The organism is Robertmurraya sp. FSL R5-0851, assembly GCF_038002965.1.
In the GTDB taxonomy this organism is placed as follows: Bacteria; Bacillota; Bacilli; order Bacillales; family Cytobacillaceae; genus Robertmurraya_A; species Robertmurraya_A beringensis.
The window spans coordinates 701540-714751 of the sequence record NZ_JBBOOE010000001.1; the positions used below are offsets into that span (position 1 = coordinate 701540).

Genomic DNA, 13212 nt, shown 5'->3' on the forward strand with positions numbered 1-13212 from the left:
TTTTATTGATTCCAAATTCTCTTTAAATCCAATGGAACGAATACCTTATTCCCATGTATCTCCCTATGTATGATAGGATTTGAAAAGCATTGATCTAAACTTAACCCTTCTTTTTTATGCCTAGCTCTTATAAAGTCGTATGAGTAAAATGTTTGTGGGAGATGTTGTACCCTGTTTCTCAATGGATGGGGCGTAGACCCATCCATTGAGAAACAGGTCACCAAACGGAAGTGCGGTAGATGGAAAATAAAATCAAATGAAAAAAGGACTCTCTTCTTGTATAGTAAAGTCTGCGAAAACCACAAATACAAGGAAGAGGAGTCCTATGAAAAAAGATACCATACAATTACCCACATTAAAAGAACTGGAAAAAGATTTATTTGTTATGCTTCAAAAGACATTTGGTGAAGTTCTCACGAAGCAACTCGAAGAAATGGATCAACAGATTGCAGAAAATAGAGATAAAAAGAGATTTTACCTTCAGGATAAGCGAGCCGTAGAGATGGATACTTCATTCGGTTCTATTATCATCAATCGGAATTACTATAGGGACAGGGAAAAGGGTGGATACGTTTATCTCCTTGATCACTATTTAGAGTTTGAGGGGTCAAAAGGTTTCAGTCCCCTAGTTGAAACGATGGCAATGGAAATGGCAGTTCAAGGTACATCCTATCGTCATGCTTCCTCCATGATTGAGAAACTACTAGGTTACAAAGTAATCAGCCATGAGACTATTCGTCAACACCTTCTACAAACAGAAGTTACTTTCGTCAAGCCGACCGACCAATTGAGGAAAGTGCTCTTTGTAGAAGTAGACGGACTATATGTGAAAAGGCAACGTGGAAAACGACGTGGGCGGGAAGAAAAGATTGCTTCCGTACATGAGGGCTGGATAGTCAACGGGAAACGAACATCCTTAATCGCAAAACGTCACTATGTCCACAAAGGTAAAGAAGCGTTCTGGGAAGGATTTGAGCAGTTCTTAATAGATAATTACAACTACAATCCGAGTGAACATCACCTCGTAATTAATGGGGATGGAGCCCAGTGGATTACGGCTTGTCAGGATCACTATAAGAATGCATTCTTTGTCATCGACCGATTCCATGTAGCTCGTGAGGTTAAAACGCTTTTCAAAGGCCATAAGAGATATAGAGTCATTCGTAAGAAACTGGCTCAATATGATGCGAAAGGATTCCTAGTGGAACTTAATAGTGCAGTTGGTACTCTTGAAAACGAAAAGAAAGAAGAACGGTTAGAAGAGTTCATACAACAGCTGTCAAAATATCCTCAGGCCCTTGGAGATTATCGCGAATGGTTGAAGGAAAAAGACATAGACACAAGCCACTATCGTCCAATGGGAAGTGCGGAAGGAACGATGAGTGTATTCGCTAAACGGCTTAAAAACGGCCGCAGCTGGTGCGATAAAGGAATACAAGCATTTATTGACTTTATGGTTGGTATGAAGGATGAATTAGAAATCAAGACGATTTTAGGACGAATTAACCCTAACGATCAAACCGCTTCTGTTTCTCAGCCAAAATATTATGTGGAAAAGTTAAAGAGTTCAGTCGGAGAGCTAACAAGAAATAATTTATCATATTTAAATCGGCAAAAAGGAAAGCCGATATACCATGCTTTACAAGCCTTACGAGGTTTTTAAAAAATGAAGGAAATGAACAAAAACAAAACTAAATTGTTTAGATAACGCTTTCATTTAGGTGGGAAATATAACTAAATAAGAGGGGAGTTTTTCTATCCAAAAAAACCTCCCACAAAAACTTGACTCAATCTATAAAGTCTTCGGGTAATCGCATAACACTTGCTCCTTTTATATTTTTTATAAAACAACTCTTGGTAAGAAAGCTTAGTTTTTATTCGCTCTCTGTAATATACCAAGAATTTTGCGACATAAAGCTTAGAATTGTAATTTTTACGAACGTGTGCTTCAGTTATTTTTTTTATGAGACTGGGCTTGTTTGTTTTGTTGTCTTACTTGTTGTTCATTATTTTTGCTTGTAAACTCATTTCCTTATTGATTTTGTGCTCCTTGCGTACTGCCTTGGGAAGCTTGGCTTCCATCTTGGGCTTATTGCGGTTCTTCTTGTTCGATTTGTTGAACGCGTGGTTCAACGCTGTGTAGAACGGATTGAGTGTGTAGCCTCTTGGTAAAGCTGCTTAGCTTGTTGATTGCAAATGTTTCGAAGCTAGCCCTGTCTTTACGTCATTTTTTACTGTTATAAATAACGCCGCCTTTAATTTTTACTTTATTAGAATGATGTATAAGAATATTTTTTATAACTTCCAATTTTATCCTGATTTTAAATGACCAAAAACCCACAGTTATGTAATTATATTTGATAAATGGCACCATTTTTTTGATAGAAGCCTCTTTTCCTCTGTACTACATTTTTTATCTTCAATTCCTGACACCTAGGCCGCTACTGTTTGGTGATCAAAGACATTAATTTTATTGATGTTAAGTTAAAATGTTCGTATAAAAAAGTGAAAGGAGAAGATAATATTGAAAGTAAACAACCAATAGAGAGGACGATAAAAATGAATCTAAAGTGGTTAAGGCTATTAACAGCAGTTTTTCTATCTGCCATCATGTTATTGGGGTGTAATAATGTAGAAGAGGATAAGGATCCACCACCACCTGAAGTGGATGTAGATCCTGACACAGAAGAACCCATTGAAGATCCTGAAGATGCAAATGACCCAGATAATATAGATGAAAATGATGTGGACCCAGATACAGAAGAGCCAATTGAAGATCCTAAAGATGTAAATGACCCAGATAATATAGATGAAAATAAAGATGATGAAGCTGATTTAGTCCCTGATGCAGAAGAACCCATTGAAGATCCTAAAGATGTAAACGATCCAGATAATATAGATGAATAAATATTAACAGCAATAAGGCACACCGTTTGTTTTCAAACGGTGTGCCTTATTGTTCCAAATTTAACTGTTATGATAAAGCTCAATTGTTGTTTTTTTAACCAATAGTACAAAAATACATTTAAACATTTCAACTCTACTAGTTTTCCTTTATAAGCATGGAACATATCAACTATTTTTAAAACATTTTATTAATTTCCCAAGATTCAACCGTTAAATAAACGGTCTATGCCAATTAAATAGGTTATTGCAGCACTTCCTTCAGCTCAGGGTATTGCGAAAACTGGCTGGAATATTGAGGATGATAATAAGACATGTAATTATGATATTGTATAATTTTTATAACTCCCCTTTCTTAAATTGAATATATTTAGTTTTATCTTATTTTCCTAATTATCCTAGGACTAGACATTTGCCTACATACCCAAATTTGAAAAAACAAATAAAGAAATAAGTAATAGCAAAAGTTAATCATCTTTCCTTTCTTTAATAGCAACGTAAACGAAACTCCTTTTTTATTTTCCATTTATTTCATCGTTAAAATCCCTGTGACTAAACAAGCTAATAACAAAACTATTTAGAGGTGTCTCATTAGAAAAATACCAAGGGCCTTATTGGTTACCGTTTCCATACTTATTCTTTTATCCATAGGGTTACTATTTTTAGTACAAAATACAAGAAACACAGAGAATCACGAAAATGAAAAGGGAGCTGTCAAAAACAGATTTAATACCCCTATAACCAGAGTCCAAAATGTTGAAAGCGAAAAAAATGTTCTTCAAATAAACAGCATTGCCATGGATGAAACCATAAAGGGGTACTGCCGACTAAACGCAGATATAATACGCAAAGGAATTTTTTAGAAGGTAAAAGCCTGATTTTTCTACGTTAAGCAGAAAAACCAGGCTTTTTTATATCCTAAGTGGACGCAGGGCATGTATCGAGTTCAAAATCTCAGGTATAAATGAATATTCTCCGAGAAAGTTTATGTGTTCCCATCCCAATGGTGATATGTGAGGAAGCAATTCCTCTTGATATTTTCCTATATTTTTAAAATGTTCAATTGCTTGTGATAAATACACGGTATTCCAAATGCTGATGGCATTAATAATTAGATTTAATGAGCTGGCACGCTGTAAATGATCTTGTAATGCTCTTTCTCTAAGTTCTCCCTGTTTTCCGAAGAAAATAGCTCGTGCCAAGGCATTCATGGATTCTCCCTTATTTAATCCACGTTGGATTCGCCGAAGTAATGAGTGACCGACAACTACTTGAGTATTGTTTATATTACCTTTTATCCGATTCATTAAAACATTAGCCTACATAGACGTTACAAAATTGTTTAGGTTTTCGTTGAAGTTACGTGTTTAACGTATTCAGGTTATATTTTATTTAGGGCTTATATGTATACCTTCACTCTCTCGCCAATCTGCGTAGAGTATACGCTTTTCATTTTCATATCCATTAGCAGTTAATTTGTTATGTAACCACTGTTTATCAAAGCCGTGTTCATGTAAGTTATCCCATAAAATTTCTCCATCTATAATTAACGATGTTGGGAGGTCTACTGGACTTTCTGGAAGATTAAAATCTTGCTTTTCTGGTTTTTGATACTTAGATTTTAATAATATGCTTAATTGCCCATTCGCTTCCAATATACCGTATTTGACTTCACGAACTGAAAAAACATTATTTTGCCGAAGCAAACTCAATACCTGATTTATATCCAATTTGTTCTTTTTAAGTAACTTTCTGTCGATGACACCATTCCGAATGATGATATTAGGATTGCCTAAAAAGAGAGAACGTGCCGATTTGTTTTTTAGAGTTATAAACTCTATCCCCAACATGAGAAGAGTCCACAATCCGATGGCATATAAAAAATGAAAAGTCCTTACCTTATCTTTCATAAATGGTATTTCCTAAAAAATCCCCAAGTACTAATATAAAAACTAAGTGAAACGGGGTTAACTGAGAGATAGAGGTTCTGCGTGTTATGATAATAATAAAAAATAAAGCGACAAAACCTACGATAACTTTGATCGTCAGGAAACTAATGTTAACTTCCTCCAATATGCTTTTCCTCCCGTTATCTAATTTAAATTCGGCTAACTTATGGAAGGATATACAGACTCCTTACATATTTGAGTTGATTAGAAGGTGGTAAATATCAAATTATTTTAGTAGTACGGAGCTAGTTTTAATATGGAAATATCACCAATTTCCCGTTATCAGCAACACTATAAGAAAAGAATTGTTAAACAAGGAAACTGAGTTATCCTTAATTTTCAAGAAAAATAAAAATGGTTGTACTGTAGATTTAATATTGGTCATTTCACTTTACTTAGTTGTAAATCTTAAGATTTAGAAAAAGAGGCTAGTTTTATTAATTTCTAAAATAATGTCTCGTTTAACAAGTTTAGCCCATATAACCCAAGGCACAACTAAAAAAACGACTAGTATCCACCATTCCCAAGTTAAAAACTCATTTTTTAGCCAACCATTTAATTCTAAATGATACAGTTTATCTTCTAATAAACGTATTTCCTTAAGATTTTCAAATATATTATCTATTGATATCACCCCTATATTTAAATTAAAAGGTAACAGATATTTTTGAATTCAAACTCTTTGAGTTTTTGCGAACATGTCCATTTCTTTATCATCAAGGGTGCTCAACTCTGATCCCAATTCGGCTGACCATTTGGAATAATCTGCTCTGACGATTGGATTGATTTTCGTTACCTCTGATTTTGTTTTCAAATTTGTTTTTGATTTTATCCGTTCCGGCACAGCGATTTCCCAATGAACATCAAAGACAGGCTGCAAATCGGCTGATGCTTCTCCTATGACTTGCAAATGAGTATCCCGCCAGAAGCCAACGTCAGGCTTCAATCCTGTATATTCATATCCTATGTTAATGCCACCATTAAAAGCTATCTTTCCGTCGATTATGGCCATCTTACAATGATCCCGATAATTCCAATTGGACAAAAACCAGGGAAATCGCAAAGGAAATATTGTCCTGCATTCTATACCTGCTTCAACCATCTGCCGGATTTTTTCACGCGGGAACTTATAACTCCCCAAGCCATCTCTCATAAAACGAACCTGCACTCCAGTTAATGCTTTTTCGATTAGCAGTTCTGTGATGCGATTGCCAATTTGGTCATTCCGAAAAATGAAATATTCCAGATCAATTGTTTTTTGAGCATCTTGTAGGGATTCAAGGAGTTGTTCATATTTCGCTATTCCATTGTTAAACACTTGGACTCGGCCCATTCGAAGCCCATTCACAGTGAAATGCCGTAAAGAATCGGCAATTACCGATGCTGAATCACTGAATGTCTCAGGCTTCCTAAACGATATGCTTTCGTATGAAAAGTACATTACGGCATCTTATTCTACGGCAATGAATGAGGCAAGCCACGCTTCGCTATATCAGGACATTCACGCGATTTTCGACGAAACGAAGAATTTGCAGCGTGAACTGTATAATCTGATGTTTCAAAAGGGATGGTATTCGCTTGAAGTGGAACAGCCACAAAAACTTCAACAGGAGCACAGCAGTTTACAGGGTACATGTCCCAGTTTCCGCATAATCCTCCAATACAATAAGGTCGTAAAAAGCTATGGTAACCAGTCCATAGCTTTTAAATTATTCAATTTTTTTATATAGACTAACCTTAGTTAAACCGTTGTAACTTTTCCAGAAAATCCATTTGGCGAATAGGGGATTGCTTGTGAAGGATTTTCCTAGCAATATGATGTCAGAACCCAGAATTAGGAACCACTTGGGGATGAATTCAAAAATTTCAAGGTGTTTTTTAACTACAAAAGGCAACTTTTATAAAGGTTCATTGCCTTTTGCCTGACATGGGGTCAATAGGGGGAGTATTTCAGATTATTCATTTTGGGCTGCTTCCAGTGCATTCTTTACATCAATTAAGCCATTGCCGAAATCGCTATCATTTCCTGGGATTCCTAAATCATATGCAGAATTCTTAATAATGTCTATTACTTCTCTGTTAGTTAAATTAGGGTTTGCAGAAAGCAAGAGGCCAGCAAGTCCTGCCACATGAGGCGAAGCCATAGAAGTACCTGATAAAGCTGCATACTGCTGGTTAAAATAGGTGCTCGTAATTTGGACTCCGGGAGCTTAGACATCAATATAATCCCCGTAATTTGAGAAAGATGCTCGTCGTCCTGTGTTGTCGACAGCTGACACACTTAAAACTTCAGGATATGCTGCTGGATAGCTCGGTTGTATAGTATTTTCATTTCCTGCTGCAGAAATCATGACTACATTTTTAATGTATGCATAATCGATTGCCTCTTTCAAAAGAGAAGAAGGCTGATAATTGCCTAAACTCATATTAATGACATTTGCTCCATGGTCCACTGCCCAAATAATCCCTTTTGCTATATCAAAGGTCGTTCCATATCCTTCAGCACCCATTGCCTTTATAGGCATTATTTTGTTATACCAAGTGATGCCAGCAATGCCTTCTTGGTTGTTTGTTTCCGATGCAATGATTCCGGATACATGGGTGCCATGGCCACTGTCATCATCAGGAAAGTCGTTATTTTCCAGAACATTGTATCCATTTGTTAATCTTCCGCTCAAATCAGGATGGTCCAGATCAACCCAAGTGTCTATAACAGCAATAATAATATGTTCATCCCCTGTTGTAATATCCCAGCCTGCTTCGGCTTGAATGATCGGTAAGTTCCATTGATATTGTTCGCGGTATAGCAGATTATTAGGAAGTCCAATTTTATTTTGCAGATAAAGATAATTGGGATAGGTGTACCACGGAAATTAACTGTACCCATTACTTTGGTGCCTATAATGGAATTAATGGTAAGTATACCTCTAATGATTGGTCTTCCAGCTATAGAAGCATCAATACCCCATACAGATGGAAATGGGATACTAATCATGGTTTGGGTGCGGTTTGCAAAGTGGTCCTCTCCCTTATTCAATTTTAAAATATTCTTATAAAAACACATATTAGCGTTTTAGAAACATTTAATAAAATCTTTCATTAAACTTCCCATGATTCAACTGTTTTAAAAGCAGTTTGTGGGTCATATCCTTTTCCCAGTAAATAAGTCATGGCTACTACTTCTGAAAGGGCATGAGAATATGATGTAAATGTTGCTTCTTGCAAACCATAATTCAGAAAAGGTATTACAGTACGCAAAGTTTCACTTTTTACCCCCCATAGGGAGTATAAAAACTGGGGTATGAAAAGGGGTATAAAAACATTTGGTTTCTCAGATCCTTCCTTATAAATACTTCGAACTTAATGCTATCTTATGAATAAGGTAATATTTGGGTTGTTTGTACCATTAAAAATCCATATTTGCCTATCTGAGAATAAAATATAAGAAGGAGTAAATAAGAGAAAACATTAATTTATAGTGGGAGGAAATCGTCTTAAAATTAGTCGTTAACATCTATTTTGTTAATGGTTAATGAATGATCGGTATCTCTAACAGCAGCATAAAAAATATCTTTGATTTGAAGATATCCCTTTGCCTTTAGTTCTTCCTTTAACCACTTTTCATTTTTGTTGATTAATTTTAAATTACGCTTTTGCACTTTCCCTTCAATGACAACGGCTATGGGTAATCCGCGGTATTCCACTTTCATATGTAAATCTTTTGGAGTAATAGGAACTAATTCTTTTCTTGGAAAAATGCTAATTTCACCTGTTGCTTCCAAAATCGCATATTCAATATCGTGAATATCCGGATATCCTGATGTTCTTAAATTAGACAACAGCTCAGGTAAAGGATATCTACTTTCCTTTAAATTTCGATAGATAATTTTCCCGTGTTTAATTAGAATAGTCGGTTTTCCGATAATAAAAGGGTTTAACTTATTTAATAAACTTAACTTTGATATAAATAGATGAATGCATGTTATTACAATGATTCCAATAATCCCCTCCATCACTCCGTTTACTTTAATAGAACCAAAAGCTAAATAAGATAAAAAAAGAATCGCTCCAAAATCATGAGGGGTAAGTTGGGCTAGAGCTGATTTCCCTAAAATTTTTACTGCTACAATAAACACAATATAGATAAAAATAACTTTAACTAAAAAAATAGACACTTCTAACACCTCGTAAAAAAATTCACCTTAGTCCGAAATTGGACTAAGGTTTTTAAACTTATTTCAATTAAAAATGGTATCTTTTTTTCGTCATGTATGAATCTAAGCTAAATCCTTATCCTTTTAAAATAGGGGTCACTTTATCAATGGCTTCTTGTAATTTTTCACTGTTTAACCTATACATTTGTTTGGCGTCTTTTGATTCCGTTCCAAGAGCAAATAGGTCTAAGTCTGCTTGACATTTTTTCAAGGTTGAAAGAATTAAGGGTCTTTCTTGAGGGGGTGCGACTTGTAATTTATCGTCAAACAGATCAATCGTTAACTCTCCGTAAGAATTAACCTGTCCCAGAAATACATTTTCAATCGTTACCCCTAGTTTTTCTAATTCAGTATGTAGCCAAGCCCGACTTCGTCCAATCGTGGCTAGTGGTTCATCCATTATTGCACCATCCATAATAATGGTCTGAGGCTCCTTGATTGAAGCAACCTTCAAGTTTATATCCTTTGCTGTTAAAGGTTGATTTTCTTTCTTTAGCATCACAGATAAATCACCTGTTGCCTCTAAAACAGCAAATTCTACATCAGAGACTTGAAAGACATCCTTCCTGCGAAGTAGCTCTAACAGTTCATCTGTCGTATATCTTTCCTTTTTTAAATTATCTTCCATAATCTTCCCATCTTTGATAAATACTGTTGCTTTTCCTTCTGTAAAATTGCGAAAACGTTTACTTTTTAATGAAATTAAACCAGCGAAAAAGGGAATAGCCGCAAAAATGACAATTCCAATAATTCCGTGAAAAATGTTCCGTTCAAGTCCCATAGCCACTTCTGCACCAATACTTCCAATAGAAATACCGGTGACATATTCAAAGAAAGATAGTTCTGAAATTTGCTTTTTCCCTAACCATTTTGTAATGAAAAATAAAACAGCAACAAATAATGCTGAGCGTACAGCTATCTCTAACCATTCAGGCACTACTTACACCCCCTGTAAATATAGTTTTTCTAGAAACCTTTGTACTGAAGTTCCTCTCCTTCTAGTTCTCCTACTCTTTTTTTTAAATCTTTTGTTACTTCGTGTACTACCATCATAGCCTCATGCAAAGTTCGCTTCGATTCATCATCAAGAGTCCGTAATGCTAAACTTGAGAGACTTGCTTCTACCCCTTTTAGACTGGCAAAACACTGTTTAACATCTGATCCTACTGTCATCCTAATTCTCCTTATCCTTTTGGCTTAAAAATTAAAGCTCCTATCATGCCGAAAACAATGGCAGCTGAAATACCAGAACTAGTTACTTCAAACATTCCTGTCAGTACACCAACTACCCCATGTTTTTCAGCTTCCTGCATCGCACCATGAACAAGCGAATTCCCAAAACTTGTAATCGGAACGGTAGCCCCTGCCCCAGCAAAATCAATCAAAGGCTCGTATAGTCCAAATCCATCTAAAAGCGCCCCAATCACTACAAGAGCACTTAAGGTATGACCTGGTGTCAATTTAAATACATCAAACATAATTTGCCCAATGATACAAATTAAACCGCCTACGACAAAAGCCCAAAAATAGATCATGTTAATTGTTCACCTCCGTATTCAATTGACACTGCATGGGCGATACAAGGAATTGTTTCATTTTGCTGAAAGGACAATGGTGAAAGCAAAGCACCTGTAGCCACAACTAACATGCGTTTAAATTCACCATTTTTCATGCGGTTTAATAAATGCCCATAAACTACCGTTGCTGAACAGCCTGCACCGCTTGCTCCTGCAAGAACGGGTTGTCCTTCCCGATAAATCATAAGGCCACAATCTTGGTATTGTTCTTCACTAATAGGGATTCCGTGCTTTTTAAATAGATCCATGGAAACTTCCTGTCCAATCTGGCCCAGGTCCCCGGTTACAATTAAATCGTAATAAGATGGATCAATATTTCGTTCCTTTAAATGGGCTTCAATGGTATCAACCGCAGCTGGCGCCATTGCTCCTCCCATATTAAATGGATCTGTTAAGCCCATATCAATCACACGTCCAATTGTGGCAGAAGTGACACGAGGTCCTTCCCCAGAATCACATAAAAGGGCGGCACCTGCACCAGTAACAGTCCATTGTGCAGTAGGTGGTTTTTGACCGCCGTACTCAGTTGGATAACGAAATTGTTTTTCAACAGCTGTATCATGACTAGATGCTCCTGTTAATAAATATTTCGCTCCTTTCGTATTCACAATATAAGCACCTAGAGCCAGTCCTTCCATAGACGTAGAGCAGGCACCGAATAAACCAAAATACGGAGCTCCAATTGTTCGACTAGCAAAACTTGTCGGAGTTATCTGGTTGATCAGATCCCCAGCTAGGATAAATTGAACTTGATCTTTTTGGATGCCCCCTTTTTCCATGGCTTTTTGACAGGCTTCTTCAAAAAGGACTTTATGTGCCTTTTCATAGGAATCCTGTCCAAGCCATAAATCAGCATGAAGGAGATCGAAATCTTCTGCGATCGCTCCGTTTGCTTCAAATGGTCCTCCAACTGTTCCAGTTGAAAGTATCACTGGTTTTTGTTCAAAAATCCATGTACGATGACCTGCCAGCATTATAAACCACCCCACTGGATTAAAATGGTTTTGATGAGGGCAATGACAAAAGCAGAAAAAACACCAAATAAAATAACCGCCCCTGCTAATTTAAACATGTTGCCGCCTACGCCCAGTACAAATCCTTCGGAACGATGCTCAATGGCAGGTGATATGACCGCATTGCCAAAACCAGTTACGGGTACAGCTGTTCCAGCCCCTCCAAATTGGGCCATTCGATCATATACACCAAAACCAGTAAGAAGCATCGTAATAAAAATTAACGTACCCACTGTCGGATTTCCGGCCGTTTGCTCAGTAAAATCGAAATAATAAATGTAAAAGTCTGAAATAAGCTGACCAATCAAACAAATAAGTCCACCGGTTAAAAAGGCCTTAATGCAATTTTTAACAACCGGTCTTTTGATCTCTCGTTGTTTTTGCAATTTTTGATATTCCTGTTGCACAGGAGTAAGTTGTTTCTTTTGATTGTTAGACATAACTCGATCCTTCCTCTTTAGGTTTGTTCCTTCATAAGACTTTTCAGTTTGTTCAAATCCTTTTTTAAGTTCTTCTTATTCATATCGTTTTTTTTCAGTCTTTGCTCGACCTTTTCAAGCTCCCAGAATATTTTTTTATCAGTCGAAACAAAAACTTTATAGTCCGGATATATTTTTTCTAAGTCGGATTTTACTGACTTCTCGATACTCTTTAATCGAAATCGATCAAAATTCTCAACTTTAATCGCTGCCATAAGCTCTTTATCAGTATTCACAGCTTTTACGTCTGTAATATCTTCCTTGGCAATTATCTTTTCTTTCGCATGATTGGCAACGGATTGATCAATTGGCTTACTTGTATGTACTTGTGAAATACCAAAAGTACTATTACCTTGAATAAATTCATTTTGATTACCATTACATCCTGATGCGAAACCAATGACCATTATAATAAAAAGTAGGTTTTTCAATGTGGTTATTTTATCTTTCAAAAAAATCACCTCCATGTTTTTCCATTATGTGAACAGCTGAAAAAAGGTTGGTTAAGAGGCCAACCTTTTTTCGCCTTACTAATTACTGTTGTTTGTATTGAGGTTCTTCTTGTTCGATTTGTTGAACACGTGGTTCAATGCTGTCTACAACGGATTGGGTTTGCTTAGCTGCATCTTGGTAAAGTTGCTTAGCTTGTTGATTATCTGTACTAAGAGCAAATGTTTCAAAACTTGCTTGAGCACTTTTCAATCCTGCTAGAGCTGTTTTAACGTCATTTATTACTGTCATGATAATTTCCTCCTTGAATTTTTTTTTACTCTTTTATATTGCTTTATGGAGAATTTTTTATTCAATGATTTTTGGGAAATTTAAATCTAAATTATTTTTGACGTATAGCTCCATTTTTCCGATAATAACCCCTTTTCCATATCCCCATCATTTCTTCTATTTCTCGTTGACAGCAATAGCTCTTATAACTTTTCATTTTTTTTTCTCAACTTCAATTTCTTTTACACCCCTACCTTTATAAAATAAGATGATTGTATTTCCTGAAAGGACTAATATTTTTTCCATTTTTTGGATATTATCCCAAAGTTTCAAGAGTTTTTCCCTCTTAATCATCC

The 13212-nt window shown here is 36.0% G+C and carries 13 protein-coding genes and 4 pseudogenes; 3 read left to right on the forward strand and 14 right to left on the reverse strand.

All coding sequences use genetic code 11. The features are described from left to right. The first annotated feature begins 325 nt into the window (after positions 1–325). Both MKX65_RS03690 and MKX65_RS03700 read left to right on the forward strand, forming a co-directional pair. The gene (locus MKX65_RS03690; RefSeq protein WP_169187606.1) at positions 326–1663 is read left to right on the forward strand and encodes an ISLre2 family transposase; all 1338 of its coding nucleotides are present in this window, start codon (positions 326–328) and stop codon (positions 1661–1663) included. Positions 1664–2559: 896 nt separating this feature from the next. Next, complete coding sequence (locus tag MKX65_RS03700; protein ID WP_039234828.1) at positions 2560–2907, forward strand: hypothetical protein; 348 nt, start codon at positions 2560–2562, stop codon at positions 2905–2907. A 908-nt stretch (positions 2908–3815) separates the two neighbouring features. On the opposite strand, the pseudogene MKX65_RS03705 reads toward MKX65_RS03700, so the two are convergent. The 4 genes and pseudogenes from MKX65_RS03705 to MKX65_RS03720 all read right to left on the reverse strand — a co-directional run. After that, a pseudogene (locus MKX65_RS03705) lies at positions 3816–4211 on the reverse strand (Tn3 family transposase); the annotation flags it as partial. An 81-nt stretch (positions 4212–4292) separates the two neighbouring features. Further along, a complete protein-coding gene (locus tag MKX65_RS03710; protein WP_340902413.1) occupies positions 4293–4814 on the reverse strand; it encodes a DUF421 domain-containing protein in 522 nt (173 codons plus the stop codon). Continuing rightward, the gene (locus MKX65_RS03715; RefSeq protein ID WP_340902414.1) at positions 4804–4977 is read right to left on the reverse strand and encodes a hypothetical protein; all 174 of its coding nucleotides are present in this window, start codon (positions 4975–4977) and stop codon (positions 4804–4806) included. The genes MKX65_RS03710 and MKX65_RS03715 overlap by 11 nt, the downstream gene beginning before the upstream one ends. A gap of 558 nt (positions 4978–5535) precedes the next feature. Then, positions 5536–6270 (reverse strand): annotated as a pseudogene (locus MKX65_RS03720) (phospholipase D-like domain-containing protein); the annotation flags it as partial. On the opposite strand from MKX65_RS03720, the pseudogene MKX65_RS03725 reads away from it, so the two are divergent. Beyond that, positions 6227–6522, forward strand: a pseudogene (locus MKX65_RS03725) (spore coat protein). The pseudogenes MKX65_RS03720 and MKX65_RS03725 sit on opposite strands and share 44 nt — an antisense overlap. A 286-nt stretch (positions 6523–6808) precedes the next feature. On the opposite strand, the pseudogene MKX65_RS03730 reads toward MKX65_RS03725, so the two are convergent. The 10 genes and pseudogenes from MKX65_RS03730 to MKX65_RS03775 all read right to left on the reverse strand — a co-directional run bounded on the left by MKX65_RS03730 (position 6809) and on the right by MKX65_RS03775 (position 12877). Continuing rightward, a pseudogene (locus MKX65_RS03730) lies at positions 6809–7693 on the reverse strand (S8 family peptidase). Between the two features lie 259 nt (positions 7694–7952). Continuing rightward, a complete protein-coding gene (locus MKX65_RS03735) occupies positions 7953–8111 on the reverse strand; it encodes a hypothetical protein (RefSeq protein ID WP_340902415.1) in 159 nt (52 codons plus the stop codon). Between the two features lie 242 nt (positions 8112–8353). Further along, positions 8354–9028, reverse strand: coding sequence for a DUF421 domain-containing protein (locus tag MKX65_RS03740; protein ID WP_340902416.1), 675 nt, complete (start codon positions 9026–9028; stop codon positions 8354–8356). Positions 9029–9143: 115 nt separating this feature from the next. Next, the gene (locus tag MKX65_RS03745) at positions 9144–10004 is read right to left on the reverse strand and encodes a DUF421 domain-containing protein (RefSeq protein WP_340902417.1); all 861 of its coding nucleotides are present in this window, start codon (positions 10002–10004) and stop codon (positions 9144–9146) included. Positions 10005–10033: 29 nt separating this feature from the next. Then, on the reverse strand, positions 10034–10240 hold the full coding sequence (locus MKX65_RS03750) for a DUF1657 domain-containing protein (protein WP_009336483.1): 207 nt from the start codon (positions 10238–10240) through the stop codon (positions 10034–10036). 11 nt (positions 10241–10251) lie between these two features. Beyond that, on the reverse strand, positions 10252–10602 hold the full coding sequence (gene spoVAE, locus MKX65_RS03755) for a stage V sporulation protein AE (protein ID WP_160549946.1): 351 nt from the start codon (positions 10600–10602) through the stop codon (positions 10252–10254). Continuing rightward, positions 10599–11618: a stage V sporulation protein AD gene (gene spoVAD, locus MKX65_RS03760; RefSeq protein ID WP_160549945.1), complete on the reverse strand. Its 1020-nt coding sequence runs from the start codon at positions 11616–11618 to the stop codon at positions 10599–10601. The genes spoVAE and spoVAD overlap by 4 nt, the downstream gene beginning before the upstream one ends. Next, positions 11618–12097, reverse strand: coding sequence for a stage V sporulation protein AC (gene spoVAC, locus MKX65_RS03765; RefSeq protein ID WP_340902418.1), 480 nt, complete (start codon positions 12095–12097; stop codon positions 11618–11620). The genes spoVAD and spoVAC overlap by 1 nt, the downstream gene beginning before the upstream one ends. 17 nt (positions 12098–12114) lie before the next feature. Further along, on the reverse strand, positions 12115–12588 hold the full coding sequence (locus tag MKX65_RS03770; protein WP_160549814.1) for a YhcN/YlaJ family sporulation lipoprotein: 474 nt from the start codon (positions 12586–12588) through the stop codon (positions 12115–12117). A gap of 82 nt (positions 12589–12670) precedes the next feature. Then, positions 12671–12877, reverse strand: a complete 207-nt coding sequence (locus MKX65_RS03775) for a DUF1657 domain-containing protein (RefSeq protein ID WP_013352384.1) — start codon at positions 12875–12877, stop codon at positions 12671–12673. Positions 12878–13212: the final 335 nt, after the last annotated feature.

What these genes read in the sequence shown, in the direction of transcription:
- MKX65_RS03775 (WP_013352384.1), bottom strand. Translation starts at nt 12,877, where the DNA reads ATGACAGTAATAAATGACGTTAAAACAGCTCTAGCAGGATTGAAAAGT.
- spoVAE (WP_160549946.1), bottom strand. Translation starts at nt 10,602, where the DNA reads ATGATCTATTTTTGGGCTTTTGTCGTAGGCGGTTTAATTTGTATCATT.
- MKX65_RS03690 (WP_169187606.1), top strand. Translation starts at nt 326, where the DNA reads ATGAAAAAAGATACCATACAATTACCCACATTAAAAGAACTGGAAAAA.
- spoVAC (WP_340902418.1), bottom strand. Translation starts at nt 12,097, where the DNA reads ATGTCTAACAATCAAAAGAAACAACTTACTCCTGTGCAACAGGAATAT.
- MKX65_RS03750 (WP_009336483.1), bottom strand. Translation starts at nt 10,240, where the DNA reads ATGACAGTAGGATCAGATGTTAAACAGTGTTTTGCCAGTCTAAAAGGG.
- MKX65_RS03700 (WP_039234828.1), top strand. Translation starts at nt 2,560, where the DNA reads ATGAATCTAAAGTGGTTAAGGCTATTAACAGCAGTTTTTCTATCTGCC.
- spoVAD (WP_160549945.1), bottom strand. Translation starts at nt 11,618, where the DNA reads ATGCTGGCAGGTCATCGTACATGGATTTTTGAACAAAAACCAGTGATA.
- MKX65_RS03710 (WP_340902413.1), bottom strand. Translation starts at nt 4,814, where the DNA reads ATGAAAGATAAGGTAAGGACTTTTCATTTTTTATATGCCATCGGATTG.